At 64.4% G+C, this 25,813-nt stretch carries 23 protein-coding genes; 10 read left to right on the top strand and 13 right to left on the bottom strand.

Translation table 11 applies throughout. The annotated features are described in order from the left end of the window. Positions 1-93: 93 nt before the first annotated feature. Complete coding sequence (locus LPW26_RS00410; RefSeq protein WP_263858944.1) at positions 94-297, top strand: helix-turn-helix domain-containing protein; 204 nt, start codon at positions 94-96, stop codon at positions 295-297. 90 nt (positions 298-387) lie between these two features. Here LPW26_RS00410 and LPW26_RS00405 read toward each other — a convergent pair whose 3' ends face one another. From LPW26_RS00405 to LPW26_RS00395, 3 genes are all read right to left on the bottom strand, one after another. Next, a complete protein-coding gene (locus LPW26_RS00405) occupies positions 388-1,497 on the bottom strand; it encodes an S-(hydroxymethyl)glutathione dehydrogenase/class III alcohol dehydrogenase (protein ID WP_238732257.1) in 1,110 nt (369 codons plus the stop codon). Between the two features lie 79 nt (positions 1,498-1,576). Next, positions 1,577-3,100: an ATP-binding protein gene (locus tag LPW26_RS00400; RefSeq protein WP_238732256.1), complete on the bottom strand. Its 1,524-nt coding sequence runs from the start codon at positions 3,098-3,100 to the stop codon at positions 1,577-1,579. A 129-nt stretch (positions 3,101-3,229) separates the two neighbouring features. Then, positions 3,230-3,850 carry a TetR/AcrR family transcriptional regulator gene (locus tag LPW26_RS00395; RefSeq protein WP_238732255.1) on the bottom strand — a complete coding sequence of 207 codons (621 nt, stop codon included), beginning with the start codon at positions 3,848-3,850 and terminating at the stop codon, positions 3,230-3,232. Between the two features lie 89 nt (positions 3,851-3,939). Between LPW26_RS00395 and LPW26_RS00390 the strand changes: the two genes are divergently transcribed. Genes LPW26_RS00390 through LPW26_RS00365 form a run of 6 tightly spaced genes read left to right on the top strand, consistent with a single transcriptional unit; the run spans position 3,940 to position 11,275 of the window. Next, on the top strand, positions 3,940-5,019 hold the full coding sequence (locus LPW26_RS00390) for an efflux RND transporter periplasmic adaptor subunit (RefSeq protein ID WP_238732254.1): 1,080 nt from the start codon (positions 3,940-3,942) through the stop codon (positions 5,017-5,019). After that, the gene (locus LPW26_RS00385) at positions 5,016-6,089 is read left to right on the top strand and encodes an efflux RND transporter periplasmic adaptor subunit (protein ID WP_238732253.1); all 1,074 of its coding nucleotides are present in this window, start codon (positions 5,016-5,018) and stop codon (positions 6,087-6,089) included. Before LPW26_RS00390 ends, LPW26_RS00385 begins: the two co-directional genes overlap by 4 nt. After that, complete coding sequence (locus tag LPW26_RS00380; RefSeq protein WP_319942151.1) at positions 6,086-9,142, top strand: efflux RND transporter permease subunit; 3,057 nt, start codon at positions 6,086-6,088, stop codon at positions 9,140-9,142. Before LPW26_RS00385 ends, LPW26_RS00380 begins: the two co-directional genes overlap by 4 nt. Beyond that, positions 9,139-9,417: a hypothetical protein gene (locus tag LPW26_RS00375; RefSeq protein WP_238732252.1), complete on the top strand. Its 279-nt coding sequence runs from the start codon at positions 9,139-9,141 to the stop codon at positions 9,415-9,417. Before LPW26_RS00380 ends, LPW26_RS00375 begins: the two co-directional genes overlap by 4 nt. Positions 9,418-9,443: 26 nt before the next feature. Then, complete coding sequence (locus LPW26_RS00370; RefSeq protein WP_238732251.1) at positions 9,444-10,634, top strand: patatin-like phospholipase family protein; 1,191 nt, start codon at positions 9,444-9,446, stop codon at positions 10,632-10,634. An 11-nt stretch (positions 10,635-10,645) separates the two neighbouring features. Further along, positions 10,646-11,275 carry a hypothetical protein gene (locus LPW26_RS00365; RefSeq protein ID WP_238732250.1) on the top strand — a complete coding sequence of 210 codons (630 nt, stop codon included), beginning with the start codon at positions 10,646-10,648 and terminating at the stop codon, positions 11,273-11,275. Between the two features lie 27 nt (positions 11,276-11,302). On the opposite strand, the gene LPW26_RS00360 is transcribed toward LPW26_RS00365, so the two are convergent. Beyond that, the gene (locus LPW26_RS00360; protein ID WP_238732249.1) at positions 11,303-12,325 is read right to left on the bottom strand and encodes an LLM class flavin-dependent oxidoreductase; all 1,023 of its coding nucleotides are present in this window, start codon (positions 12,323-12,325) and stop codon (positions 11,303-11,305) included. A gap of 90 nt (positions 12,326-12,415) precedes the next feature. Then, entirely contained in the window at positions 12,416-14,407 is a 1,992-nt protein-coding gene (locus tag LPW26_RS00355; RefSeq protein ID WP_238732248.1) for an adenylate/guanylate cyclase domain-containing protein, read from the bottom strand. A gap of 216 nt (positions 14,408-14,623) precedes the next feature. On the opposite strand from LPW26_RS00355, the gene dusA reads away from it, so the two are divergent. Next, positions 14,624-15,766 (top strand): tRNA dihydrouridine(20/20a) synthase DusA, encoded by a 1,143-nt coding sequence (dusA, locus tag LPW26_RS00350; protein ID WP_263858943.1) that lies wholly within the window; start codon positions 14,624-14,626, stop codon positions 15,764-15,766. 6 nt (positions 15,767-15,772) lie between these two features. Here the strand turns inward: dusA and LPW26_RS00345 are convergent, their stop codons facing one another. The 6 genes from LPW26_RS00345 to LPW26_RS00320 all read right to left on the bottom strand — a co-directional run bounded on the left by LPW26_RS00345 (position 15,773) and on the right by LPW26_RS00320 (position 20,020). Further along, a complete protein-coding gene (locus tag LPW26_RS00345; protein ID WP_238732247.1) occupies positions 15,773-16,087 on the bottom strand; it encodes a helix-turn-helix domain-containing protein in 315 nt (104 codons plus the stop codon). A 5-nt stretch (positions 16,088-16,092) separates the two neighbouring features. Beyond that, entirely contained in the window at positions 16,093-16,470 is a 378-nt protein-coding gene (locus LPW26_RS00340) for a type II toxin-antitoxin system RelE/ParE family toxin (protein ID WP_238732246.1), read from the bottom strand. A 125-nt stretch (positions 16,471-16,595) separates the two neighbouring features. Beyond that, entirely contained in the window at positions 16,596-17,126 is a 531-nt protein-coding gene (locus LPW26_RS00335; protein ID WP_238732245.1) for a TIGR02281 family clan AA aspartic protease, read from the bottom strand. 10 nt (positions 17,127-17,136) lie between these two features. Continuing rightward, positions 17,137-17,343 carry a DUF1289 domain-containing protein gene (locus LPW26_RS00330; protein ID WP_238732244.1) on the bottom strand — a complete coding sequence of 69 codons (207 nt, stop codon included), beginning with the start codon at positions 17,341-17,343 and terminating at the stop codon, positions 17,137-17,139. A gap of 45 nt (positions 17,344-17,388) precedes the next feature. Then, positions 17,389-18,981, bottom strand: a complete 1,593-nt coding sequence (locus LPW26_RS00325) for a sensor histidine kinase (protein ID WP_238732243.1) — start codon at positions 18,979-18,981, stop codon at positions 17,389-17,391. Between the two features lie 169 nt (positions 18,982-19,150). Beyond that, positions 19,151-20,020 carry an NAD(P)-dependent oxidoreductase gene (locus LPW26_RS00320; RefSeq protein ID WP_238732242.1) on the bottom strand — a complete coding sequence of 290 codons (870 nt, stop codon included), beginning with the start codon at positions 20,018-20,020 and terminating at the stop codon, positions 19,151-19,153. A gap of 306 nt (positions 20,021-20,326) precedes the next feature. Between LPW26_RS00320 and LPW26_RS00315 the strand changes: the two genes are divergently transcribed. After that, on the top strand, positions 20,327-21,448 hold the full coding sequence (locus LPW26_RS00315) for an Mrp/NBP35 family ATP-binding protein (RefSeq protein WP_238732241.1): 1,122 nt from the start codon (positions 20,327-20,329) through the stop codon (positions 21,446-21,448). A 206-nt stretch (positions 21,449-21,654) separates the two neighbouring features. Further along, positions 21,655-22,743, top strand: a complete 1,089-nt coding sequence (locus LPW26_RS00310) for a TRAP transporter substrate-binding protein (RefSeq protein ID WP_238732240.1) — start codon at positions 21,655-21,657, stop codon at positions 22,741-22,743. A 171-nt stretch (positions 22,744-22,914) separates the two neighbouring features. Here the strand turns inward: LPW26_RS00310 and LPW26_RS00305 are convergent, their stop codons facing one another. Both LPW26_RS00305 and LPW26_RS00300 read right to left on the bottom strand, forming a co-directional pair. After that, positions 22,915-23,346, bottom strand: a complete 432-nt coding sequence (locus LPW26_RS00305) for an ASCH domain-containing protein (protein ID WP_238732239.1) — start codon at positions 23,344-23,346, stop codon at positions 22,915-22,917. Continuing rightward, the gene (locus tag LPW26_RS00300) at positions 23,339-25,528 is read right to left on the bottom strand and encodes a GNAT family N-acetyltransferase (RefSeq protein WP_238732238.1); all 2,190 of its coding nucleotides are present in this window, start codon (positions 25,526-25,528) and stop codon (positions 23,339-23,341) included. Before LPW26_RS00300 ends, LPW26_RS00305 begins: the two co-directional genes overlap by 8 nt. Positions 25,529-25,813 lie beyond the last annotated feature (285 nt).

The raw sequence follows: 25,813 nt of genomic DNA, 5'->3' as shown, positions 1-25,813 counted from the left end.
CGGTCAGGCGAGGCGCAAGCCATGCGGCGTAGATGCTCACGCAGACAGGACCACGATGTGTCCGTCGATACGCTCCTTGGCAGGCGTATTCCAATGGTGTCGCTCATTCAAACATTGGCGGTCGCGGAGTATCTGAACTTCCGCCATGCGGCTAACAGGCTCGGCGTGAGCCAATCGAGCGTGAGCACGCGCATCAAGGCGCTGGAAGAAGACTCCGGCATTCTTCTGTTCGAGCGTCGGCATCGCGCTGTCCGGGCACAGGCTCCGCGACGAAGCAATCCAGCGCAGGGCACGTAGCTGGATTGCTTCGCTTCGCTCGCAATGACGGCAGAGGCATTTAGCTGGAATGGCGCTTGCGGGCCGGGACGACAGTTCGCCGGAACAAGCTTAAAACACCACTACCGACCGGATCGACTTGCCCTCGTGCATCAGCTCGAAGCCCTTGTTAATGTCTTCGAGCTTCAGCACGTGGGTGATCATCGGGTCGATCTCGATCTTGCCGTTCATGTACCAGTCGACGATCTTCGGCACGTCGGTGCGGCCGCGGGCGCCGCCGAAGGCTGAGCCTTTCCAGACGCGGCCGGTGACGAGCTGGAACGGGCGGGTCGAGATTTCCTTGCCGGCTTCGGCGACGCCGATCACCACCGAGACGCCCCAGCCGCGATGGCAGGCTTCCAGCGCCTGACGCATCACCGTGGTGTTGCCGGTGCAGTCGAACGTGTAGTCGGCGCCGCCGTCGGTCAGGCCGACCAGGTGCTGGACGATGTCGCCGTCGATCTTCTTCGGATTGACGAAGTCGGTCATGCCGAAGCGGCGGCCCCATTCTTCCTTGTCATCGTTGATATCGACGCCGACGATCTTGTCGGCCCCGACCATCTTGGCGCCCTGGATGACGTTGAGGCCGATGCCGCCGAGGCCGAACACCACGACGTTCGAGCCGGGCGTGACCTTCGCGCTGTTGACCACCGCGCCGACGCCGGTGGTGACGCCGCAGCCGATGTAGCAGCTCTTGTCGAACGGCGCGTCGTCACGGATCTTCGCCACAGCGATCTCCGGCAGCACGGTGAAGTTCGAGAACGTCGAGCAGCCCATGTAGTGAAAGATCGGCTGGCCCTTGTAGCTGAAGCGCGAGGTGCCGTCCGGCATCAGGCCCTTGCCCTGCGTCGCGCGGATCGCGGTGCAGAGGTTGGTCTTCTGGCTCAGGCAGCTTTTGCACTGCCGGCATTCCGGCGTGTACAGCGGGATGACGTGATCGCCGACCTTCACCGAGGTAACGCCGTGCCCGACCTCGCGCACGATGCCGGCGCCTTCGTGGCCGAGGATAGAAGGGAAGATGCCTTCGCTATCGAGGCCGTCGAGCGTGTAGGCGTCGGTGTGGCAGATGCCGGTGGCCTTGATCTCGACCAGGACCTCGCCGGCCTTCGGCCCTTCGAGATCGACTTCGACGATTTCGAGCGGCTTCTTGGCTTCGAACGCGACGGCGGCCCGTGTCTTCATAGCGATCCTCCTGGCAGGCAAACATGCGATTGCCATCGGTATCGCAAATCGGCGCGCCGACTTGAACCGTTTTCTGGGCTCAGGCCGGGGCGGCGCGGTATTCGATGTCGGCCGGCATCTCCTCCGCTGCATTCGGATCGCCCGGCGCGGTGGCCCAGGCGAGTTCGACCAGCGTGACGGTGCGGCGGCCGGTGCCGTCGAACTGACAGACGATCAGACCTTGTTCTTCGATATAGGTCAGCAGCCGCCGCGCCCGGCGCAGCGAGTGCGTGCCGTAGGCGCGTGCGATCGCGGCGTCGCCGGGGCAGGGCCAGCCTTCCTTGGCGGCGCGCGCGATCATCATGAACACGCCCTGCATGTCGTCGGGCAGGATGCTGGCGCGCAGCGTCACGTCCTGCCAGCCGCCGTCTGCCGCCATCTCGGCGGTGAGGCCGGCGCGGGCATGCGTGAGCATGCGGCGGAATTCAATCATGTCGGGAATCGTCGCGGCCAGCCCTTCGATCCGGCAGCGCACGATGAATTCCTGATACAGCACGCCGATGGCGCGGAAGCCGGCGTCGGGCTCGGCGAGGATCGCCCGCAGGATGCGGTCGAGCCGCTCGCGGCGTTCGGCGAGCTGTTCTTCCGTGAGTGGCGCGGCTTCGGGCTCGGGGCTGGCATCGATCGCGGCGGTCTTCGCCGCCATCAGCTGACTCAGCAGATCGGGTGCGGGCTGCCGCCGCTGCGGCCGCGCGCCGATGGCGTCCGGCGGCGGCGCGGCCAGAATGACGGCGCGGGCGTCTTCGAGTGCTGCTTCCGGCAGCGGCATCAGCTTCGGCGAGGCGTTGCGCGGATGGGTTTCGGTCGCGCCGATCCGCAGGCCAAGCGGGCGGCGTGACAGCGCGGGGCCAAGCGCCATGAACTGGCCGCGCTCGAGATCGCGAAACGCTTCGGCCTGGCGGCGCTCCATCCCGAGCAGATCGGCGGCGCGCGCCATGTCGATGTCGAGGAAGGTGCGGCCCATCAGGAAGTTGGAGGCTTCGGCCGCGACGTTCTTGGCGAGCTTGGCCAGCCGCTGCGTCGCGATCACGCCGGCGAGGCCGCGCTTGCGGCCGCGGCACATCAGATTGGTCATCGCCCCGAGCGACAACTTTCGCGCGTCGTCGGAGACTTCACCGGCGACGGCAGGCGCGAACAGCTGCGCCTCGTCGACCACCACGAGCATCGGGTACCAATGGTCGCGCGGGGTGTTGAACATGCCGTCGAGAAATGCGGCGGCGCGCCGCATCTGGTTCTCGGCGTCCAGCCCTTCGAGGTTGAGCACGGTCGAGACGCGATGCATGCGGGCGCGTTCGCCCGCGACCTGCAGGCCGCGCTCGGTATGAGCCTCGGCATCGATCGCCAGATGGCCGAAGCGCTCTGCCAGCGTGACGAAGTCGCCTTCCGGATCGATGATCGCCTGCTGCACCCAGGGCGCGCTCTGCTCGAGCAGGCGGCGCAGCAGATGGGATTTGCCGGAGCCGGAATTTCCCTGCACGAGCAAGCGGGTGGCCAGCAGTTCCTCGAGGTCGAGCGTCGCCGCTCCGCCGCCGCTGGTTTGCCCCATCTCGATCGCAACGGTCATGTCGGCCCGACTCTCCTTTCGGAGGAGGGGGCTTAACAACCCGAGGCTATCCCGTCGAGCACTCGGCGGCGCATGTCAGGTGTTATGCACGGCTGTGTGCCGGCTGCCGATCTGGAACCGCGAGCGCGATTATTTCGCCAGGCCACGCAGGATCAGGTCGGTGCTCGCTCTGGTGAAAGCATCGAGATCGAAGTGCTTGCGCGTGCCGAACACCAGTGACCAGAGGCAGACCAGCAGGCCCGGGCTCATGATGATCTCGACGAACTCGGAGGCCGGCGCGTCGCGAAACTCGCCGGCGGCGACGCCAGCGTCGATCAACTGTTTGAACTGGTCGATCATCGGCATGACGAACTCGTCGTAGTGCCGATCCACCAACTCCGGAAAACGCCCGCCTTCGGAAATCAGAAACCGGAGGACTTCCCGCGAGTCTCTATTTTCAGCGATGTGTGCGTAGGTGTAGGCGACCAGGGCCTGCAACCGTTCGGTGTAGCTCCCCTCGGCCTTCTCCGCCTGCATCGCCAGATCGGGGAGGAAGGTCTGCGACTTGTGCCGCACCATCTCCTCGAACACGCGCTCTTTGGCGTCAAAATAAAAATACACCGTGCCCTTGGTCACGCCGGCTCGAGCCGCCACGTCTTCAAGGCGCGTGGCCGAATAGCCGTGCTGCACGAACTCTTCGAAGGCAGCGTCCAAAATCTCGGCCGGTCGCTCGGCTTTCCGCCTTCGGCGGGTCTTGGTCTCGGAAGACATTCCAAACTCCAGTTGATCGACCTTACTATTGACTTTCGGGTCAGTCAATAATACTGACGACGAACGATTGATGAAATGGGCCAACCGTCATGCTTTCCTCATTCCGGGTCGTCTTGCTGGCGTTGTCGGCGCTGTGCCTGGCCGGCTGTGGCGGCGAAAAGGTCCAGCCGACCCGGTCCTTGTCCCTGGTGAAGACCGAAGTCGTCGAATTGCAGCCGTGGCAGACCGTGATCCGGCTCACCGGCGACGTGCAGGCACGGGTCAGCACCGAGCTGTCGTTTCGGGTGAGTGGCCGCGTCACCGAGCGCCTGGTCGATGTCGGTGCGCATGTGAATGCGGGCGACGTCCTGGCGACGATCGATCCAACCGAGCAGCAGGCGGACCTTGCGGGCTCGCAAGCCGCGGTGGCGGCCGCCGAAGCGCAGGTCCGCGTCGCAACGGCGAACTTCGAGCGCCAGAAATCGCTGATCGACAAGGGGTTCACCACGCGCGTGGCGTACGATCAGGCGCAGGAGGCGTTGCGCACCGCGGAGGGCTCGCTGGAAACCGCCAAGGCGCAGCTCGGCAATGCTACCGACGCGCTGAGCTACACCAAACTACGCGCCAGCGCCTCCGGCATCATCACGGCGCGAAACATCGAAGTCGGGCAGGTCGCGCAGGCGGCGCAGTCCGCCTACACGCTGGCGGAGGATGGCGCGCGCGACGCCGTCGTCGACGTCTACGAGTCGATCTTCCTGACGCCGTGGGAAGGTAGCACCGCGAAGTTGATGTTGTTGTCCGATCCGAAGGTCACGGCGTTGGCAAAGCCGCGGGAAATTTCGCCGACAGTCGATCCGAAGAGCGGCGCGGTCCGCGTGAAGATGTCGATCATCAATCCGCCCGCAGCCATGACGCTTGGCAGCGTGGTCGCCGCCGAGGGGCGGAGCAAGCCGGTCGACAAGATCGTGCTGCCATGGAGCGCGTTGACGTGGGACGTCAACGGCCCCGCCGTCTGGGTGGTGGATCCGCAGACGCGGGCGGTGTCGCTGAAGAGCATCGCCGTGCAGGCTTATGAAACCAACTCGGTCGTGGTCGCCAGCGGTCTGGCTCCGGGCGAACGGGTCGTGATCGACGGCGGCAAGTTGCTGCGTCCGGCGCAGGTCGTGACCTATGACGGAGCAAACGCATGAGCGCGCTTCGGGTTGTCGGGGTCGCGGCCGCATGCCTGCTGATCGCGGGGTGCGGCAAGAAGGCGGAGCAGCCGGATCCGATCCGGCCGGTGCTGTCGGTGGTCGTCGCGCCGCGCGAGGCGGTCAGTCTCGCGGTGGTCGGAACGGTCGAGCCGCAGTTCAAAACCGACTACGGCTTCCGGATGCTGGGGCGGCTGATCGCGCGGCCGGTCAACGTCGGCGACACCGTCGACAAGGGACAACTCCTCGCCGCGGTCGACCCGTTCGCTGCCGAACTGGCGGTGCGGTCGGCGCTTGCTGAAGTGTCGACGGCGCAAGGCCAATTCGTCAATGCCAGCAGTACTGCAAATCGCCAGCGGACGCTGATCGAAACCGGAGCCACCACCAAGGCGACTCTGGATTCCGCCGAACAAAGCAGTGCGGCTGCGCAGGCGGCGGTCACGCGTGCGCAATCGAACCTGACCAAGGCGCGCGAGCAGCTCAGCTACACCAAACTGGAAGTCGAGTATGCCGGCGTCGTCACCGCGGTCGGAGTTCAGGTCGGACAGATCGTCAATCCTGGGCAAACCGTGGTGACGGTTGCGAGACCCGACATTCGCGAGGCGGTGATCGACGTTGCCGATGAACTCGCCGGCATGCTCAAGATCGGTTCGCCGCTCACCGTGCGGCTGCAGCTCGATGCGGACGTCGAGGCCGCCGGCAAGGTGCGGGAAGTGGCGCCGCAGGCCGACCCGGTGACGCGAACGCGGCGAGTGCGGATCACGCTCGAATCGCCGCCGGACACGTTCCGGCTGGGCTCGACGATCACGACCCTGATCCCCGGCAAGCCGACACAAGGCTATCGGCTGCCGGCGACCGCCATTCTCACCGAGAACGATCAAGCGAACGTCTGGGTGATCGATCCGGCCACCAAGTCGGTCAGCAAGCGCAAGGTGCAGATCGTGCGTGGCGACGACGGGTCGGTGCAGGTGACCGACGGGATCAACGCCGGCGAGCGGGTTGCGAGAGCGGGGGTGCATCAACTCAAGGAGGGCCAGCGGGTCCGCCTCGAAGGGGAACCGCAAGCGTGAAGAAATTCAATCTCTCCGACTGGGCGCTGCACCATCGTTCGATGGTCTGGTACTTCATGATCGCCTTCATGGCGGCGGGCCTGTTTTCGTATCTCGAGCTCGGCCGCGAAGAGGACCCGGCGTTCACGATCAAGACGATGGTGATCCAGGCCAAATGGCCGGGCGCTTCGGCCGAGGAGACGACGCGCCAGGTCACCGACCGGATCGAGAAGAAGCTCGAAGAACTGGAGTCCCTCGACTACACCAAGAGTATCACCACCGCGGGTGAAACCACGGTGTTCGTCAATCTGCGCGACACCACCAAGGCGCGGGACGTGGTCCCGACCTGGGTGCGCGTCCGCAACATGATCAATGATATCAAGGGCGACTTTCCGCAGGGCGTGGTCGGCCCGGCATTCAACGATCGCTTCGGCGACGTGTTCGGCAACATTTACGCTTTCACCAGCGACGGCCTCACACAGCGCCAGCTCCGCGACCAGGTCGAGGACGTGCGCGCCAAGGTGCTCCAGGTGCCGAATGTCGGGCGCGTGGACATCGTCGGTGCCCAGAATGAGGTAATCTTTCTGGAGTTCTCGCCGCGAAAGGTCGCGGCTTTGGGGCTCGATCAACGCTCTATCATCGCGTCGCTGCAGGCGCAGAACGCCATCACGCCGTCCGGCGTGCTGCAGGCGGGTCCGGAACGGATCAGCGTTCGCGTCAGCGGACAATTCACGTCGGAAGAGAGCCTCAAGGCGATCAACCTGCGCGTCAACGACAGGTTCTTCCCGCTGACCGAAATCGCCACGATCCGGCGAGGTTACTCCGATCCGCCGACCTCCCTGTTCAGGTACAAGGGCGAGCCTGCGATCGGCCTGGCGATCGGCATGAAGGCCGGCGCCAACCTGCTCGAGTTCGGGGACGCTCTCAAGAAGAAGATGAAGCTCATCTCGGCCGATCTGCCGGTCGGCGCCGAGGTGCATCTGGTTTCGGACCAGCCGCAGATCGTCGATGAGGCGGTGTCGGGCTTCACGCGGGCGCTGTTCGAAGCGGTCGCGATCGTTCTGGCGATCAGCTTCATCAGTCTCGGCCTGCGCGCCGGCCTGGTCGTGGCGATCTCGATTCCGCTGGTGCTCGCGATCACCTTCCTGGTGATGCAGTATTCCGACATTTCACTGCAGCGGATCTCGCTCGGCGCGCTGATCATCGCGCTCGGCCTGTTGGTCGACGACGCGATGATCGCAGTTGAGATGATGGTGGCGCGGCTAGAGATCGGTGACTCGCTCGAAAAAGCCGCCACTTACGTCTACACGTCGACGGCGTTTCCGATGCTCACCGGCACGCTGGTGACAGTCGCGGGCTTCATTCCGATCGGCCTCAACAGCAGCGCCGCCGGCGAATTCACTTTCACGCTGTTCGTGGTCATCGCGGTGTCGCTGATCACATCCTGGATCGTCGCGGTGCTGTTCACGCCGCTGCTCGGCGTCACCATCCTGCCGAAGCAGATGAAGAGCCATCACGAGACCAAGGGATGGTTCTCGCGGTTCTTCAGCCGGACACTGATGTTTTGCATGCGCTGGCGGTGGCTGACGATCGGCACGACGCTGGCTGCGTTCGCGCTGTCGCTGGTCGGCATGGGCTTCGTGCAGCAGCAGTTCTTCCCGTCCTCGGATCGCAACGAGCTGATCGTCGACTGGAATCTGCCGCAGAACAGCTCGATCACGGAAACCAGCACGCAGATGGCACGGTTCGAGCGCGAGGCGCTGCAGGGCAAGGACGGCATCGATCACTGGTCGACTTATGTGGGCCAGGGCGCGCCGCGCTTCGTGCTGTCGTTCGACGTGCAGCCGGCCGACAAATCGTTCGGCCAGATCGTGATCGTGACCAAGAGCCTCGCCGATCGCGATCGGCTTCAGCCGGAACTGCAGGCCTATCTGAAGAAGACTTTTCCGGGCACCGACGCGCTGGTGAAGCTGCTCGACATCGGACCGCCGGTCGGCCGGCCGATCCAATATCGCGTCAGCGGGCCGGAAATCGCCAAGGTCCGCGAATTGGCGCGGCAGCTCGCCGGCATCATTGCGACCGATCCGCATCTCGGCGACGTGGTGTACGACTGGATGGAGCCGGCGCGCGTCGTCAAAGTCGACGTGTTGCAGGACAAGGCGCGGCAGCTCGGCGTCACCTCGGAAGACATCGCGTCGACGCTGAATGCCATTGTCGATGGGACGACCGTCACCCAGGTTCGCGACGATATCTATCTCGTCAACGTGCAGGGCCGCGCCAATGCGGCGGAGCGCGGGTCGATCGAGACGCTGCGCAACCTGCAACTGTCTGGAAGCAGCGGACAGACCGTGCCGCTCGCAGCGGTGGCGACGTTCCGTTACGAGCTTGAGCAGCCGACGATCTGGCGTCGTTCTCGGCTCCCGACCATCACGGTCAAGGCCGGGATGCTCGACGCCACCCAGCCGGCCACGGTGGTCGATCACCTGAAGCCGCAGGTCGCCGAGTTCAACGCCAAGCTGCCCTTCGGCTATTCCGCGGTGGTTGGCGGCACGGTCGAAGAGAGCGCGAAGTCGCAGGCGCCGATCGTCGCGGTGGTGCCGATCATGCTGTTCGCGATGGCGACGATCCTGATGGTGCAGTTGCAGAGCTTCCACCGGCTGTTCCTGGTGTTCGCCGTGGCGCCGCTGGCGTTGATCGGTGTCGTTGCGGCGCTGCTGCCGAGCGGCGCGCCGCTCGGGTTCGTCGCCATCCTCGGCGTGCTCGCGCTGATCGGCATCCTGATCCGCAACTCGGTGATCCTGATCGTGCAGATCGAACATCTGCGCAGCGAAGGAAAATCGCCATGGGAGGCCGTCGCCGAAGCGACCGAACACCGGATGCGGCCGATCCTGTTGACCGCCGCTGCCGCCAGCCTCGCGCTGATCCCGATCGCCCGCGAGGTGTTCTGGGGCCCGATGGCCTACGCGATGATGGGCGGCATCATCGTCGGCACCGTGCTGACACTGCTGTTTCTCCCCGCGCTCTACGTTGCGTGGTTTCGTATCAAAATGCCGGAAGAAGGCGCGGCTTCATGAAGACGAACGATCACATCTCTGCTCCGCTTCCCTTGTGCCGGGGCGCCCGCGTCCGCATGAGTCCGCTGGGACGTTCGCGGCATCCGAAATACGGCGACCGCGAAGGGCTGATCGTCGGGCAGGGCTCGCCGAGCAGCTGGCGGGTCAAGTTCGATGATCGCAAGACCATCCAGGCGATTCATCAGGACTATCTCGAGCGGGTTCCGCGGTTGGGTGTGTCCCATCATTCGGCTGAAGCTTCTGCAGATCGACACTGCGATGCGTCCAATCCCTAATCGGTTGTCAACCGTTGCGCTGCAGGATGCGTCGCATGTCCCGACCTTTCATGGTTCCGCTGATCATCGCGTTGAGTTGGATGCTGGCGGCGTGCGCATCGGCGCCGCGGGTGCCGTACACCGTCGCTGAGGCCAATTCCGCACGCGTCCTCAACCTCGATGATCTGCGTCGCTACGCCGACGAACCGGCTTCCGCCTTCGTCCAGACCAGACTGTTTGCGGGACCGCGCAACTATCTGGCGTTGTCGGGTGGCGGGGCCGACGGGGCTTATGGTGCAGGTTTGCTTAACGGCTGGACCGCGGCCGGAACGCGTCCATCGTTCTCGATCGTTTCGGGCGTCAGCACCGGCGCGCTGATCGCGCCGTTTGCGTTTCTGGGACCGCAATACGACCCGACCTTGCGCCAATTCTACACCAGCGGCGTCGCCGAAACCTTGCTGGAATCGCCGAACCCGCTGAATGCGATTTTCGGCTCCGGCCTGTTCGGCAACAAGCGCCTGCGCGAACTGGTTGCCGAATACATCAACGAGGATTTCGTCGCCTCCGTCGCGGCCGAATACGCCAAGGGCCGCTTGCTGTTCGTAGTGACCACGAACCTGGATTCGCAGCGCTCGGTGATCTGGAATCTCGGCCGCATCGCATCGCTTGGGACAACGCAATCGCTCAATCTGTTCCGCGATGTGGTCGCGGCGTCGGCGAGCTTGCCGGCTGTGTTCCCGCCGATGCTGATCAGCGCCGAAGCGGGCGGCGCCCGGTTCCAGGAGATGCACGTCGACGGCGGCGTGATCGCCCCGGTCCTGACACTGCCGGAGGCCTATCTGCTGCGCAACGCCTCCGGCAAGTCGCTGGATCTTCAGCTTTACATTCTCATCAACAACAAGATCGAACCGGAATTCCAGGTGGTGACCGACAGGACGCTGGAGATCGCGTCGCGGTCGTCGTCCACCCTGGTCAAGGCGCAGACCCGTTCGATTCTGTTCAGCACCTACGGCTTCGCCAAGCGGAACAAATACGGCTTCAACCTCAGCTACATCGAAGCCGATCGCCCGGTTTCGCCCGCGGGATTCAACACCGCCTACATGCGTGACCTGTTCCAGTACGGCTACGACAAGGCGCTGTCCGGCCATGCCTGGGTGAAGGCGCCGCCGGCTGATGGACCTGCGACCGCACCGATGGCCGAGGCGACGTCGGTGCGCCAGATGGCGGGCGCAAACTGAACGAAGCGGTGATGGGGTTGCGATGCCGCGTCCAAGATCAACGAGGGGCCATGTCTGCACGGAGCCTGCTGGCCCAATTTGTCGTGGTGTTACTTCTGACCGGGCAGGGCATTCTGGGTGCACAAGCTGCCCGTGAGTCCGAAGCGATCGAGCCCGCTCCGGCCGCCAGTGATGTCCAACCAGAAACCGCCGTCGGCAGCGTTGCATCGGGAGCCGATGTCGTCCGCCTCGTCGAGAACGGGCTCGGCGCGCGCGCCTACGATCTCGCGCTGAGCGATCAGGGCGGCGCGCCGTTCTTCGAAATCAAATCCCTCAAGGACGACAACATCTGGAGCACCGTGATCGAGGCGGCGACGAAGCGCATCGTCAGCTCCGCGGTGGTGATGTCGAAGGCCGAGTTGCGGGGAGACGACAAGCGCAACATCGAGGCGTTCGAGCGCTCGCGGATGCCGCTCACCGAGGCCATCGCGATCGCCGAGAAGTACGGCGCGGGCCGGGCGATCAGCGCGGGGCTCCACGTCACCGAGGGCAAGCTGGTGTTCGCCGTGGTCGTCGTGTCGGGTGGTGCGTTGAAAGAAATTCACGTCGAGCCCGACAAGCGCCCGGGGCGGCGGCGCTCGCCCAACAGTCGGCCGCGCTGAGCAAGCCAGACGCGGCCGAGGGTCCGATCAGCGCCAGCCGAGCGCGGGGGCGACGTGGGTGAGAAGCGCCTCGATCACGTGGGCGTTGTAGTCGACGCCGAGCTGGTTCGGCACCGTTAGCAACAGCGTATCGGCCTCGGCGATCGCTTCGTCCTGCCTGAGCTGCTCGATCAGCACATCCGGCTCGGCGGCGTAGGAGCGGCCGAAGATCGCGCGGGTCTGGGCATCGAGATAGCCGACTTGATCCTGCTGGCCGCTCTCGCTGCCGAAATACGAGCGGTCGCGATCATCGACCAGCGCGAAGATGCTGCGGCTGACCGAGACGCGCGGCGTCCGGCTATGGCCGGCTTCCTGCCACGCGGCCCTATAGGCACGGATCTGCGCCGCCTGCTGAACGTGAAACGGCTCCCCGGTTTCGTCGTTCTTCAGCGTCGAACTCTGCAAATTCATGCCGAGTTTGGCGGCCCAGACCGCAGTCGAATTGGAGCCGGCGCCCCACCAGATGCGATCGCGCAGCCCATCGGAATGCGGCTCCAGCCGCAGCAGACCGGGCGGGTTTGGAAACATCGGTCGCGGGTTCGGCTTGGCGAAGCCTTCGCCGCGCAGCACGTCGAGCAGCACTTCGGTATGACGACGGCCCATGTCGGCGTCGCTCTGGCCCTCGGCCGGCTCGTAGCCGAAGTAGCGGAAGCCGTCGATCACCTGCTCGGGCGAGCCGCGGCTGATGCCGAGCTGCAAGCGGCCGCCGGCGATCAGATCGGCGGCGCCGGCATCCTCCGCCATATACAGCGGATTCTCGTAGCGCATGTCGATCACCGCCGTGCCGATCTCGATCCGGCTGGTCTTGGCGCCGATCGCGGCGAGCAGCGGGAACGGCGAGGCGAGCTGGCGGGCGAAGTGATGGACCCGGACATAGGCGCCATCGGCGCCGAGCTGTTCGGCGGCCTGCGCCAGTTCGATCGATTGCAGCAGGGCATCGGCGGCCGAGCGCGTGCCGGAGTGCGGCGACGGCGACCAGTGGCCGAACGAGAGAAAGCCGATCTTCTTCATGGGGAAAGCGCCTCGTGGAGTCATGCCCCTAAATAGGCAGGATCGCCGCGCGGGGAAGTCATGCCTGCAATGCAGGACGCGGTGCGCGTGCTACGTGGCGTCGTCGAGATCGGCCACTACTTTGGCAAGCGTGTCGCGGACCTCGCCGCGGTCGGCGGCCGCGGTGTCGATGAACAGTCGCATCCCCGGCAATTCCTTGCGGATGACTTCCGCCGGCGCGCCGGCTTTCAGGCCGCGCACCGCATAGGCACGCACCGGCTCGCCAAAGCCTTTGACCGTCAGGGCCGGCCGTTCTTCGGCGTCGATCACGTCGTTCACCAGCGACCAGGTGACGTGCGAGATCAGGATCGAGCCCGGCTCGCAGCTCTGTTCGAGCCGCGAGGTCAGGTTCACTTCGCCGCCGACGATGGTGTAGTCCATTCGGTCGGGGCTGCCGAAATTGCCGACCGTGCAATAGCCGGTGTTGATGCCGATCCGCACGCGGAACGGGCGTTCGGCGCCGGTCTCCATCCACTCGGCCTCGAGTTCGATCAGCTTCTGCTGCATCTCGATGGCCATCATCACGCAGGCCATCGCGTCCTCCTTGACGCCGCGGCTTTCCGGATCGCCGAAGAAGGCGAGCACCGCGTCGCCGACATATTTGTCGATGGTGGCTCCGTGCTTGAGCGCGATCTGCGCCATCTCGGCCAGATAGCGGTTGAGCATCGCGGTGAGGTCTTCGGACTCCAGCTTGTCGGTGGTGGCTGTGAAGTTGGCGATGTCGGACAGGAAGATCGTCAGCTTCTTGCGCTTGGAGGCGATCTCGGCGACCTGGTGACCGCTAAAGATCGACGAGTAGACCTGCGGCGACAGATATTTCGACAGCGCCGCCGAGAGTCCTTCGAGGCTGCGGTTGCGCGTTTCCAGTTCTTCGGTGCGCTGCTTCACCATGGAGTCGAGATACTCTTCGCGCGCCGCAACCTGACCGGCCATGCCGGTGAACACCCGCGCCAGCTGGCCGAGTTCGTCGCGGCGTCTCAACACCGGCGACAGCAGCTTCGGATCGAATTTGTGCGCTTCCAGCGCGGTCGCCGCGCGGGTGATCTGACGCAGCGGCGCCGACTGATAGCGCGCGACGCCGATCGACAGCAGGATGCCGATCGCCGCGATCGCCGACGCGGTGACGGCCGCGATCTCGGCCTGGCTTTGCACCGTCGCCCACACCCGGTTCATCGGAAGGCGCACCAGCGCCGCGCCGACGATTTCCTTCTGCTCATTGTGCACCGGCGCGATGACGCTGAGATTGTTGCGGCTCTCGACATGGCGCGTCTGGCCGTCGGCGATCACCAGTTGAACCGGACCAAGCTCCTTCTGGTTCGGTCCGTCGCGCAGATTGGCGCCGTAGATACCAGGCCCGACCAGCGCGTCGAGCTTGCGATCGAACACCCAGACGGCGTCGATGTCGCCGTCGGCGAGCAGGTTCTCGACGGTGCGCGGCAGGCCGACCTTCATGGTGAGCTGCTCGAGAAACCTGGCGTTGCGCCCGACCTGAATGATCCGCGGTTTGTCGACGCCGCCGACGCCGACATACTTGAAGTGCTCGTTGTCGATGTCGCGCTTGCGCGCATCCTGATTGACGACCTTCTGCTTGCCGTCGAGCAGATCGTGAAACGCGTAGGCCTGCGGTTGCACCTGCGGAGAATTGCTGAAGGTGAAGTCGACGCCCGGCAGGCTGTGCAGATAGGCGTGGCCCTTGCTGTCGGTGATCCATATCTCATCGAGCACGGTGTCGTCGGTGATGCTCTTCAGCCGGCGATTGATCTCGTCGGGTGGCATCCCGGATCGCTCCGCGGCTTCGACGAATTGTCCGAGGATCGTGCCTTGTGCCACCATCTCCTCGGCGATGATCGACTCGACTTCGGCGGGGATCGAACTGGCGAGGCTTGCGCTGCGGGCCAGCAGCCGCGCGACCTTCTCACCGGATGCTTCCGCCTCGGTGATGATCGCGCGCCGCGTCGTCCAGGTGAGCAGCGCCGCCGTGACCAGCGTCGCACCGACCGTCAGCACGGTGACGAGGAGGACGAGCCGTGTGGTGAATTTCATCGAGGAACCCGTTCTGGCCGCAGGTGGTCTATCTCACCATGCGGAGAGCCGCGAAGAGAGGGCGGAGCGACGAGGCGCGAGCCGTCGCGGCGATGATGGAACTATCGTCGTGGCCGGACTGGGCTGTCAACAGATCGCGCCCGGCAGTGATCGGCATTGCGATCCGTCAAACGCAACGAGCGGGTCGGTTGTCTTCCGAGTTTCGCGACCGATTCCATGCGATTAGCAGCTGAAACCGGCGGTGCCAGTCCGGTGGATGGCGTGCTTGCGATGGCTGCGTCCGCGGCTTATACGCAGGCTGTGGCGGCCGCCATCGGCCCGCTGCGACCGATGCGCGCGAGCGAGCAGGAAGCCGAGTTGCCGATGAGTTACTTCCCCACGCCGATCTTTTCGGTGGCACCGATGATGGACTGGACCGACAGCAATTGTCGCGTGTTCCATCGGCTGCTGAGCCGCCGTGCGCTGCTCTATACCGAGATGCTGACCACGGGCGCCGTGATTCATGGCGACCGGCAGCGTCTGCTCGGCTTCGATCCGTCCGAACATCCGGTGGCGCTGCAACTCGGCGGCTCCAATCCGGCCGACCTCGCGACCGCTGCGAAGATCGGCGAAGACTTCGGCTATGACGAGATCAATCTCAATGTCGGCTGCCCGTCCGACCGGGTGAAGGAAGGGCGCTTCGGCGCCTGCCTGATGGCCGAACCCGCGCTGGTCGCCGAAGGCATCGCCGCCATGAAGGCCGCGGTGAAGGTGCCGGTGACGGTCAAGTGCCGCATCGGCATCGACGACCAGGATCCGGAGGTCGCGCTGGACACGCTGGCGCGCAGCGTCGTCGCGGCGGGCGTCGATGCGCTGGTCGTTCACGCCCGCAAGGCGTGGCTGAACGGTCTGTCGCCGAAGGAGAACCGTGACATCCCGCCGCTCGATTACGACCGGGTGTATCGGCTGAAGCAGGCCTTGCCGAATATTCCGATCATCATCAACGGCGGCATCACCAGCATCGCGGCGGCCAAGCAACATCTGGCGCATGTCGACGGCGTGATGCTCGGCCGCGCCGCTTATCAGGAGCCGTGGCGCCTGCTCGATGTCGATCCCGAGCTGTTCGGCGAGGCCGCGCCCCATGCCTCGATGAAGCAGGCGCTGGAAGCGCTGCTGCCGTATATCGAGCGTCAGCTGGCGCAGGGCGTGCGGCTGCATGCGATCACCCGGCACCTCATCGGTGCGTATCAGGGCGTGCCCGGTGCACGGGCGTTCCGGCGCTATCTATCCGAGTTCGGCGTCAAGCCCGACGCCGATGCCAGCGTGCTGATCAAGGCCATGGTCGCGGTGGAGGAGAGGGCGTCCGCCGAGGCGGCTTGAACGCGTTCAGGCGATCGAAGCAAGCCCTTTGGCTTTCACCAGATTGAGCAGCTTCAGTGAGGGACCGTCCGGTCGTTTCTCGCCGCGCTCCCATTTGCTGACGGCGTCTTTTCGGACATTCAGATAGCGCGCGAACACCGGCTGCGAGACCTGCTCGCGCTCGCGCAACGCCCTGATTTCATCGGGCGCCATGGGACTGACAGGCGTCAGACACAGCGCATCGAACTCGCGCATGGTTTCCTTGCCGATCACGCCGGCGCGGTGGAGACCGATGGCCGTGTCGTGAACAGTCGCAAGGATGCCTTTGGTCGTCTTGCTCATCGGGTTCAGCCGTTCTCGTTAGAAATCTCAGCCAGCTCGCCAGCGGCTATCGCGGCATCCAATGCGGTAGCGTCGAGAGCAGTCAATACGGTCGCCAGCTTCCTCAGCGCACTCAACTCCGCTGACGTGATGTTTGCTTTCTCACTCTTGGCGAAGCCGTGGACGAAGAAACTGCGCTCTCCGACCTTGCAGACGAGGATCACGCGAAAGCCGCCCGACTTGCCTGCGCCCCGCCGCGCGATACGCTGCTTGAACACACCGCCACCAAGATCGGCGTCCCATCGACCGGCCATGACATGGATCGCAGCCGCCAACAGTTCCGTGTCCGGCAGCCTTGCCTTTCGGGCAAATTTTCCGAATTCCTTGGTCTTGAATATGCGCATCGCGCACGCCGCCTAATGTAGCTCTAAGAGCTATGATTTTCAATGGCGAACTGGAAATCGTGCGATCTTACGCGCAACTGCAGGCGGCGCGCATTGACGGCAGCCCTTCGCGTAACTGAGGTCGCTCAAGGATAGCCGCGCAGCCGCAACTGATCGGATCGGACCTCCCAGCTTTCCAGCCGGTCGAGGAAGCTCATGCCGAGCAGATTGGTCTTCATCTGACCGCGCGGCACCACCAGGGCCGGCACCGAACGTTCGACCAGCTTGCCGATCGAGATGCTGTCGAGCGACAGCTTGGCGGCCCGGGTACGACCGCCCACGGTCTCGAGATCGACGTCGAAATTCAGAATTTCCAGCGGCAGCCCTGCCGCCTTGGCGGTCTCGAAGGTGAGCACCACCGAGGTGGCGCCGGTGTCGATCACCATCGGCGCGTTGACGCCGTTCACCTTGGCCCGCACGGCGAACTCGCCGCCGGTGCCGCGCGGAATCGCGACCACGCGACCATGTGCGTGGTTGGCGCTGGCCGCTGCGACGCGCTTGCGCAACATCGTCGACACCGCGTCGCCGGCGTCCGAAATCCGCTTGGGGTCGCCATAGGCCACCACGGCGCCCGCGGTCCCGATCAGCACGATGAGGACGAGCAGGATCCGGCTCACGGCGCACCTCTCAGCGCGCGCGCACCTTGCGTGGCTTCGGTGGCTCGAGTCCGGCCTGCGCCATGCGACCGGGCAGGGCCGCCATGATGTCCAGCCGCTCGTCGCGATCCAGCCGATGCCAGCGGGCGATTTCCGGCATGGTACGGCCGCAGCCGAAGCACAGGCTTGTTTGCGGATCGATCAGGCAGACCGCGATGCAGGGCGTTTCGATGCTCATCCCCGATCGTGACGGACATTGGATGGTTTCCGCAAGCCCCCATCGCTACAGCCCGGTGCCGGCGTTCATGATCGGCTTGCCGCGCGCCCGGCTGCGCTCGTCGATCTCGACGAGACGGGGCTGCAACGGTGCTTCATCAGCCATCGGCGCCAGCGCCGACATCACCCGCTCGGGCGGGAAGGTGACGACGACTTCGGTGCCGATTCGCAGCTTCGACTTCAGCGTGAACGTGCCGCCGTGCATGTCGACCAGGCTCTTGGCGATCGGCAGGCCGAGACCGGCGCCCTGTTCGGCCGATTTGATCGAGTTCGAGCCCTGGCCGAACGAGGCGAGCACCACCGGGATCTCCTCTTCGGGGATGCCGGAGCCGGTGTCCTTGACGCTGAGATACTGACCGCCCGACGCGGTCCAGCCGACCTTGAGCCAGATCTCGCCGCCCTGCGGCGTGAACTTGATCGAGTTCGACAGCAGATTGAGTACGACCTGGCGCACCGCGCGTTCGTCGCCCCAGATCCGCGGCATGCCCTTTTCGAACACTTCGTGGATGGTGATGCCGCGACTGGTGGCGCGCAGCTTCAGCAGATGGTGGCAGTCGCTCACCACGTGTACCAGCGAGATCGCTTCCTCGTTGAGCTCGTAGCGGCCGGCTTCGATCCGCGACAGATCGAGGATCTCGTTGATCAGATTGAGCAGGTGGACGCCGGAATTGTGGATGTCGGCGGAGTAGTCCTTGTACACCGGCACGGCATGGGCGCCGAAGATCTCGCTCTTCATCACTTCGGAAAAGCCGAGAATGGCGTTGAGCGGCGTGCGCAGCTCGTGGCTCATCTGCGCGAGAAACCGCGACTTGGCGACGTTGGCGGCCTCGGCGCGATGCCGGGCCTCGTCGGAGATCGCCTTGGCCTGTTCGAGTTCGCCGATCAGCGCATCCTTCTCGGCGCGCGCCTCCAGCGTCGCCAGCGTGGTCGAATGCAGGCGGTGCGCCAGCAACGCGAAGTACGCTTCGGCCGCTACCGTCAGCGCGGCGAGCACGTAGCTGTCGAATGTGCCGCCGAGCAGGAAGTTCAGCGCGATCGCGCAGGTCACCGGGATCGTGGCGGCCAGCGCCGCGATCGGCAGACTCGCCGCCAGCATGCTGGAGACCGCAATCACCAGCAGCATCAGGAACATCAGCAGCGTATTGGAGACCATCGTCAGCTCGACCGGGTGAACCAGGATCGAGGTCCAGGCCAGTCCGTAGATCAGATCGAGCACGACGAAGCGCCGGCGCCAGACCCGGGTGCGGGCCGGGGAGGCCGGCTCCTGCAGAAAGCGGCTGCAATTGCGGATGATCACGGCGTGGATGCAGAGCATCCCGACGGTCCAGGCGCCCGCGGTGATGGGATCGGACCAGAAGCCGAACAGGGCGCCGGTGACGACCACCAGCAGCATGATGACGAACGAGGCCGACTGCCGCGTCTGGGCGTATTGCCGAACCAGCTCGTGGTCGAATGCCGGACGTGTGCCGCTGGTCGAGGTCAGCCGATCGCGCGCTTCGCGCACGCGCTGCGCGGCGACGCGCCGGTTGCGTGCCGGGGCGACCACCGGGCCCTCAGCCGGAAGCTGGAAGACTTCAGGCTTTTCGGCGGACTCACTCATCACCAACACGATTCCAGCGCAAAAAACGCGCGCAGTTACATCAGCCTATATCTGGCCGTAAATCCTTAAGAGTAGCCTTAGAGGAAAAGATATTCCGGTTAATGGCTGGCTAACGATCGCGGTTACCAAAGTGTGAAAACCGCGATCGTCGGCGGGTGTGGCGCGCGCGTCAGCGCTCCAGCCGCGCAAGCAGGCTGGAGGTATCCCAGCGGCGGCCGCCCAGTTTCTCCACCTCCGCATAGAACGCGTCGACCAGCGCGGTCACCGGTAGGCTGGCGCCGTTGCGGCGGGATTCGGCGAGGCAGATCGACAGGTCCTTGCGCATCCATTCGACCGCGAAGCCGAAATCGTACTTGCCGTCGTTCATGGTCTTGTGCCGGTTCTCCATCTGCCAGGACTGCGCCGCGCCCTTGGAGATGGTGTCGATCACCGCGTTGACATCGAGCCCCGCCTTCTTGGCGAAGTGGATGCCTTCGGACAGGCCCTGCACCAGACCGGCGATGCAGATCTGGTTGACCATCTTGGTGAGCTGGCCCGAGCCGGCCGGGCCGAGCAGCTTGCACATACGCGCATATGACGCGATCACCGGCTCGGCGCGGGCATAGGCGGCCGGATCGCCGCCGCACATCACCGTCAGCACGCCGTTCTCGGCGCCGGCCTGTCCCCCGGACACCGGGGCATCGATGAAGCCGAAGCCGGCCTTGGTGGCGGCCGCGTCGAGCTCGCGGGCGACTTCGGCCGAGGCGGTGGTGTGGTCGACGAACAGCGAGCCCGACTTCATCGCCGCGAAGGCGCCGTCCGGGCCGAGCGTGACGGAGCGCAGGTCGTTGTCGTTGCCGACGCAGGCCATCACGAAATCCTGACCTTCGGCAGCGGCGGCCGGCGTCGCAGCGGTCTTGCCGCCGAACTGATCGGCCCAGGCCTTCGCCTTCGCGGCGGTCCGGTTATAGACGGTGACCTCGTGGCCTCCCTTTTTGGCGAGGTGTCCGGCCATCGGAAATCCCATCACGCCGAGACCGAGGAAAGCGACTTTGGCCATGTCTGTACCCTTCGTTGCGCGGCTTGAACGGACGCCGGACGGATGAATTGAGGGAGTGGGGCGCGGCCTTTTGCAGGCCTGCGGCAGGGGCTGCAGCATAGGCCGCAAGGCTCGACGGGCAAGAGGGCGGCGCTGAATTGTCGAGGCTCTGCCGCGCGATCGTTGCCCTGCGGTGCAGCAGTAGCTCGTTTCTGACGGACGTTGCGAATGCGGACGATTGCGCGGCGGTTCGTCTAACCCAATTCCGCCCTTGAAGCGGGCGATCCCATGTGATCGTACAAGGCCGACCGGCGGAGGAGATTTACAGTGAGCGTCACCCAGCAACAGATTCGCGACAGCCTGGCCAAGGTGGCGACGCCACGTGGCGTGCCGCTGACGCAGGCGGATGTGCTCTCCGACGTCGCCGTGACCGATGGCAAGGTGTACTTCTCGATCAACGTCGACGCCGCTGAGGCGCGGGCCTGGGAAAGCGTGCGAGCCGCGGCGGAAGCGGCCGTGCGGGCGGTTCCCGGCGTTGTCAGCGCACTCGTTGCGCTGACGGCGGAACGCAAGCCCGGCACGCCCAAACCGCAGCAACGCGCCGGCGTCGCGCCGGCCTCGGCGCACCGTCCGGCGCCGGCCGGCGGCGCGCAATCGCCGATGGCTCGGCAGGCGGAGATCCCGGGCGTCCGCGCGGTGATCGCAGTCGCGTCCGGCAAGGGCGGCGTCGGCAAGTCGACGACGGCGCTCAACCTGTCGCTCGGGCTGCGCGACCAGGGCCTGCGCGTCGGACTGCTCGACGCTGATATCTACGGCCCGTCGGTGCCGCGGCTCACCGGCATCCATCAAAAGCCTGAACTCGACGACAGTCGAAAGATGATTCCGATCAAGCGCTTCGGCCTGTCGGTGATGTCGATCGGCTTCCTGGTCGACGAGGAGGTGCCGATGATCTGGCGTGGCCCGATGGTGATGTCGGCGATCACCCAGATGCTGCGCGACGTCGATTGGGGCCAGCTCGACGTGCTGGTGGTCGACATGCCGCCGGGGACCGGCGACGCCCAACTCACGCTGGCCCAGAATGTGCCGCTGAAAGGGGCGGTGATCGTTTCGACGCCACAGGACCTCGCGCTGATCGATGCGCGCAGGGGATTGGCCATGTTCACCAAGGTCGACGTGCCGGTGCTCGGCATCATCGAGAACATGAGCTACTTCATGTGCCCGCATTGCGGCACGCGCTCGGATATCTTCGGCCACGGTGGTGCGATGCACGAAGCCGAGCGACTCGGTGTGCCGTTCCTCGGCGAGGTGCCGCTACACATGGACATCCGCGCCAGCTCGGATGCCGGCACGCCGGTGGTCGAGAGTGAGCCGAACGGGCCGCACGCCGCAATCTATCGGACCATCGCCGGCAAGGTGCGGGACCGGCTGAAAGCAGCCGCAGCAATCTGACGCAGGCGCCGCCGTCGCGCCGACATTTCCTCGTCGTAACGGCGCCCTTCGACTTTGGTTGAATCTCGACTATCCGGACCCCAGCAGCGTTTCCGCCGCCGAGCATCCATGATAGAGACGCTTCACCCAAGCGGCTTCGCACGGACCGTTCTTCCGCCAACGCAAGCCAGGAATCCGGGAAACGCCGGCAACCAAGGAGATGCCTTATGAAACGTCGTGACTTCCTGAAAGTATCAGCAACCGGTGCCGCAGTTGCTGCGGTGGCTTCGCCGGCGATCGCCCAGTCGTCGCCCGAGGTGAAGTGGCGGTTGACCTCGAGCTTCCCGAAGTCTCTCGACACCATCTATGGCGGCGCGGAGTATCTCTCCAAGCAGGTCGCCGAGATGACCGACAACAAGTTTCAGATCCAGGTGTTCGCCGCCGGCGAAGTCGTCCCGGGTCTGCAGGCGCTCGACGCGACCTCGAACGGCACCGTCGAGATGTGCCACACCGTGTCGTATTACTACGTCGGCAAGGACCCGACCTTCGCGGTGTTCGCCTCGGTCCCGTTCGGCCTCAACGCCCGTCAGCAAAACTCCTGGCTGTATCAGGGCGGCGGCAACGAGCTCGCCAACGAGTTCTACAAGAAGCACGGCGTGATCGGCTTCCCGAGCGGCAACACCGGCACCCAGATGGGCGGCTGGTTCCGTAAGGAGATCAAGACCGTCGCCGACATGAGCGGCCTGAAGATGCGTATCGGCGGCATCGCCGGTCAGGTGCTGCAGAAGGTCGGCGTGGTGCCGCAGCAGATCGCCGGCGGCGACATCTACCCGGCGCTGGAAAAGGGCACCATCGACGCCGCCGAGTGGGTCGGTCCGTACGACGACGAGAAGCTCGGCTTCCAGAAGGTCGCGAAGTACTACTACTATCCGGGCTTCTGGGAAGGCGGCCCGACCGTGCACGCCTTCGCCAACCTCGACAAGTTCAACGCGCTGCCGAAGAACTATCAGTCGATTCTCGCCAATGCGGCGGAAGCGACCAACACCTGGATGGCGGCGCGCTACGACATGCAGAACCCGACCGCGCTGAAGCGGCTGGTGGCGAGCGGCACGCAGCTGCGTCCGTTCTCCAACGAAATCCTCGACGCCTGCCTCAAGGCCACCAACGAGCTGTGGGGCGAGATCTCGGCCAAGAACCCCGACTTCAAGAAGGCGATCGACGCGATGCAGGCCTATCGCTCCGATCAGTATCTGTGGTGGCAGGTCGCCGAATACACCTACGACAGCTTCATGATCCGCTCGCGCACCCGCGGCTGATCCCTGTAAGCATCGCTGCAAACAATCAGCCCGGCCTCCGCGAGGAGGCCGGGCTTTTTTTGCTGGTTTTAGTGCGGTCTTCGAGGTGGCCTACACCTCGTTTCCGGCGGAAAAGCGCGCCGAGTTTCGGGGAGCAGCGCGAGTTCACTACCGGGTCTGCGCCTCCTACGTTCATTTGTTGGCGAGTTGCTGGAGGGCTTTGGCTTCGGAATTGCTCAGCCGCAACAAAACTTGCGGTGGATGAAAACGGTCTCGAATCTGCCGTAGCTCTTCGATCGTGATCGGGCCGACACGCCTGACTGCCGCGAGCAGGATGGCGACTGCCTCCTGCGTGCCGTGGAAATACTCCATGAAAGCGGCGTGATCGACGCCTGCACCATCCCTGTGTTTCCGCCAGATCGTGCGGGGATGCGCCCGGTTAACATCGCGGATGGTAGCGGTCCCGACGACCGCCGCCGTTGGACGGGTCGCGTAAATCCAAAGCCTTGTGCCAGTGGCGAGTTCAGGAATCCGACGCCGGAGTTCTATCGTCTTGGTACCCTCCAAGATTGCATTTGCGTATCCGGGATGGATCGAGATGATGGCATCGCTTGCTTCAGGCACTTGACCATCCACGATCGAGAATTGCCGCCAATCGGGTGTTGGACAGCGGGGTTGTTGTCTGAAGGTTCGACGGTCCGTCGGCGCCGAGTTGCCGGAGTGTATAGAGCGAGACGGGATTCGGGAATTTAATTAGACTATCGAACGATGTTGCCAGTACCTCCGATGATGTCGTCAGGGGCTCTAGATCCTCAACTACGGCTCGTTGCATGAGATCATCAGATACCTGCTCTTTGGACAATATAGTGGCATCCACGATACGGCCTACCGCGACAACGGCAGCCCGGCCGCCGGACCGCTTGGACTCGTAGAAAAGGATGGGAACGCCGGGTCGCATCAGCGTTGCGGTACGTGCGCTGTTGAAATAGGTCCGCAGGCCTACGAAGGCAGCGTTCGGGCGGCCGAACATGCAAAGCTGTTCAGCAGTACCGAGCAGGTCGTCGGCGAACGATTTTGCGATTGGAACGATCACTCCGTCCCGTCCCGGCCAGACGATCAAAGTTGGAGCGAGAGCGGCCTCCAGTGCGGCGAGTTGAACCACGATTTCGCTTCCATCGGCGCCTCGGACGGGAAGGCCCGACTGGACGGCACTGGCCGCCGGTGTTGCTTCGGGCAGGGCGAGGCCTGTCCTTCTGCGCGTCTGGCGTGCGATCGCGCTCCAGGTAGAGGGCGTGAGGGGGCGCCCCAGTGCGACCTTGATCAGGATATCGGAATTGGCTGCAGGCAAAAAGCCGCGGAGCTTCGCCGCGCGGCTAACTGTGGACTGTCCCGGAATGGACCTGAGCTCGATGGTGACGGGCCCCGAATGACAAGCTTCCCGGATGGCTTCGTCGAGGAGATGCTCAGCAAACGTCTCGGAGGACACGTGATCGGGCCGGACGTGTACAAGCATGCGGGCGGGTGCATCGACCCTTGTCGGCATTCTCCAAATCCCAACCGCCACGAGTTCCCCATCCTCAGAAATTCCGTGCGTGCTTGCGCGCTGGAACGCGGCCGCCGATGGCAGATACTCAGCGATTAGGCCTTCGCTGACATTTTGAGAGGTAAGGTAGCCTTTGGCTTCACTGATCGTCGCCGTCTTTGTCTCGCATTTCGTTCCCTTGAGTTGGCTACTCTCGCGGTTCAGCTCCTCCGTGGGTAACAGCTCGACGAATTCATCAAGGCTTGCAATGTCCACGCCGATCAGCTTCAGCAGATCGTCGCGTGCGTTCAGGAGAGCACTGTCACTGGTGATATAGCCTGATGCTCGGATCAGTGCCGCTTCAGCAAGGTGCCGCGCGTCGCTTAACGCCTGGCGCGAACCGACTTGCGCGTGACTAGTGTCGACAAACACAGTTTTGTGAATCGCCGCCGCCAGCGGCTCCACATCTTCTCTAGGGAATGCCGGCAGTTTCGGCAGTTGCCGCGCTAGTTTGAGAGGAGTGTCGTTGGCAGGGTCTTTCGAGGTGCGTTCGAGTTCGACGATGAATTCGGGCGCGACAGCTAGACGAACCAAATGTGCAAGGCCAGCGCCGAACACTCGGTTGGCTGTTGCAGATCTCGCGCGCTCTTTTACCAAGTCGAACAAGACATTGAGATCGATGAGGTACAAAGGCGCCTCGAAAGCGCTGCGCGGGCGAAGACCCAGATTTACGACGCCTTGCCCGGACACGGTGGGTGGCGCCATCAACGTGAAGAAATTAGCTGTATCCAGCTCCCGCGAGCGCAATACAATTCGGCGTTGCCGTGCCTGGCCGCCGTCGCGAACACGCCTGGCGATGAAGCCGTGGTTCTCGTAAAAGGCTTGTGCGGTCGCGAGGTCTGATGCCACCGCCGCCGTTACAGCGATGTATCCGCGGCTTTCTAAGTACGAGACAAGCCCGCTTACGAGCGCCGATGCAACGCCGCTGCGGCGGTGTTCGGGGCTGACTGCTACTGCTTGTATACGCGCATTAGGGAAGACGCCGCTGAACAAAATGAATCCGGCCAGATAGGACGTGCCCTTCTCGCGGGCCAACATCGCCCGGAGTCGCTTCTGCATGATGGAATCGCGATAAGCCGCCTCTGGTAAGAACCCAAGCGCCTCCCTCTCGCTATCGGCAAGCGCACGAATAGCCGCGAGATACTGCAGCAGAACGGCCGGGTCGGTCTCGGTGCGATAGATGAATCGGTCTGCAGGCTTCTGCGGTGTCGTATTTTCACTCATATGCAATTACCTGGGGCAAAGGCGCAACTGTACACACGAGTCCGCTAGAAATGAGACTCAATCAAAAGTGGAAATATAGGACATATTCTCTCAGGCCGCGCTACATGAATCCGCTGCAGCTCGAACAACGAAGCTGGGGGACTAACTTCCCGCGTCATGGCCGGCCTTGTGCCGGCCATCCACGTCTGCGGGCAGAAGTCGCAACCTATAACGTAGATGGCCGGGACGAGGTTGATTGGCTGATCGCGACGCGCCCGTTGGTGGTGCGCGCCATTGGCTGGCTGC

It is taken from the genome of Rhodopseudomonas infernalis (genome assembly GCF_022271405.1).
GTDB classification, from domain to species: Bacteria; Pseudomonadota; Alphaproteobacteria; order Rhizobiales; family Xanthobacteraceae; genus Rhodopseudomonas; species Rhodopseudomonas infernalis.
Note: the sequence above shows the minus strand (reverse complement) of the source record. Positions and strands in the feature narration are given on the sequence as shown.

Excerpts from the sequence above, each read along its gene's own strand:
- LPW26_RS00410 (WP_263858944.1), top strand. The coding sequence starts at position 94 with ATGGTGTCGCTCATTCAAACATTGGCGGTCGCGGAGTATCTGAACTTC.
- LPW26_RS00405 (WP_238732257.1), bottom strand. The coding sequence starts at position 1,497 with ATGAAGACACGGGCCGCCGTCGCGTTCGAAGCCAAGAAGCCGCTCGAA.
- LPW26_RS00400 (WP_238732256.1), bottom strand. The coding sequence starts at position 3,100 with ATGACCGTTGCGATCGAGATGGGGCAAACCAGCGGCGGCGGAGCGGCG.
- LPW26_RS00395 (WP_238732255.1), bottom strand. The coding sequence starts at position 3,850 with ATGTCTTCCGAGACCAAGACCCGCCGAAGGCGGAAAGCCGAGCGACCG.
- LPW26_RS00390 (WP_238732254.1), top strand. The coding sequence starts at position 3,940 with ATGCTTTCCTCATTCCGGGTCGTCTTGCTGGCGTTGTCGGCGCTGTGC.
- LPW26_RS00385 (WP_238732253.1), top strand. The coding sequence starts at position 5,016 with ATGAGCGCGCTTCGGGTTGTCGGGGTCGCGGCCGCATGCCTGCTGATC.
- LPW26_RS00375 (WP_238732252.1), top strand. The coding sequence starts at position 9,139 with ATGAAGACGAACGATCACATCTCTGCTCCGCTTCCCTTGTGCCGGGGC.
- LPW26_RS00370 (WP_238732251.1), top strand. The coding sequence starts at position 9,444 with ATGCGTCGCATGTCCCGACCTTTCATGGTTCCGCTGATCATCGCGTTG.
- LPW26_RS00365 (WP_238732250.1), top strand. The coding sequence starts at position 10,646 with ATGGGGTTGCGATGCCGCGTCCAAGATCAACGAGGGGCCATGTCTGCA.
- LPW26_RS00360 (WP_238732249.1), bottom strand. The coding sequence starts at position 12,325 with ATGAAGAAGATCGGCTTTCTCTCGTTCGGCCACTGGTCGCCGTCGCCG.
- LPW26_RS00355 (WP_238732248.1), bottom strand. The coding sequence starts at position 14,407 with ATGAAATTCACCACACGGCTCGTCCTCCTCGTCACCGTGCTGACGGTC.
- dusA (WP_263858943.1), top strand. The coding sequence starts at position 14,624 with ATGCGATTAGCAGCTGAAACCGGCGGTGCCAGTCCGGTGGATGGCGTG.
- LPW26_RS00345 (WP_238732247.1), bottom strand. The coding sequence starts at position 16,087 with ATGAGCAAGACGACCAAAGGCATCCTTGCGACTGTTCACGACACGGCC.
- LPW26_RS00340 (WP_238732246.1), bottom strand. The coding sequence starts at position 16,470 with ATGCGCATATTCAAGACCAAGGAATTCGGAAAATTTGCCCGAAAGGCA.
- LPW26_RS00330 (WP_238732244.1), bottom strand. The coding sequence starts at position 17,343 with ATGAGCATCGAAACGCCCTGCATCGCGGTCTGCCTGATCGATCCGCAA.
- LPW26_RS00325 (WP_238732243.1), bottom strand. The coding sequence starts at position 18,981 with ATGAGTGAGTCCGCCGAAAAGCCTGAAGTCTTCCAGCTTCCGGCTGAG.
- LPW26_RS00320 (WP_238732242.1), bottom strand. The coding sequence starts at position 20,020 with ATGGCCAAAGTCGCTTTCCTCGGTCTCGGCGTGATGGGATTTCCGATG.
- LPW26_RS00310 (WP_238732240.1), top strand. The coding sequence starts at position 21,655 with ATGAAACGTCGTGACTTCCTGAAAGTATCAGCAACCGGTGCCGCAGTT.
- LPW26_RS00300 (WP_238732238.1), bottom strand. The coding sequence starts at position 25,528 with ATGAGTGAAAATACGACACCGCAGAAGCCTGCAGACCGATTCATCTAT.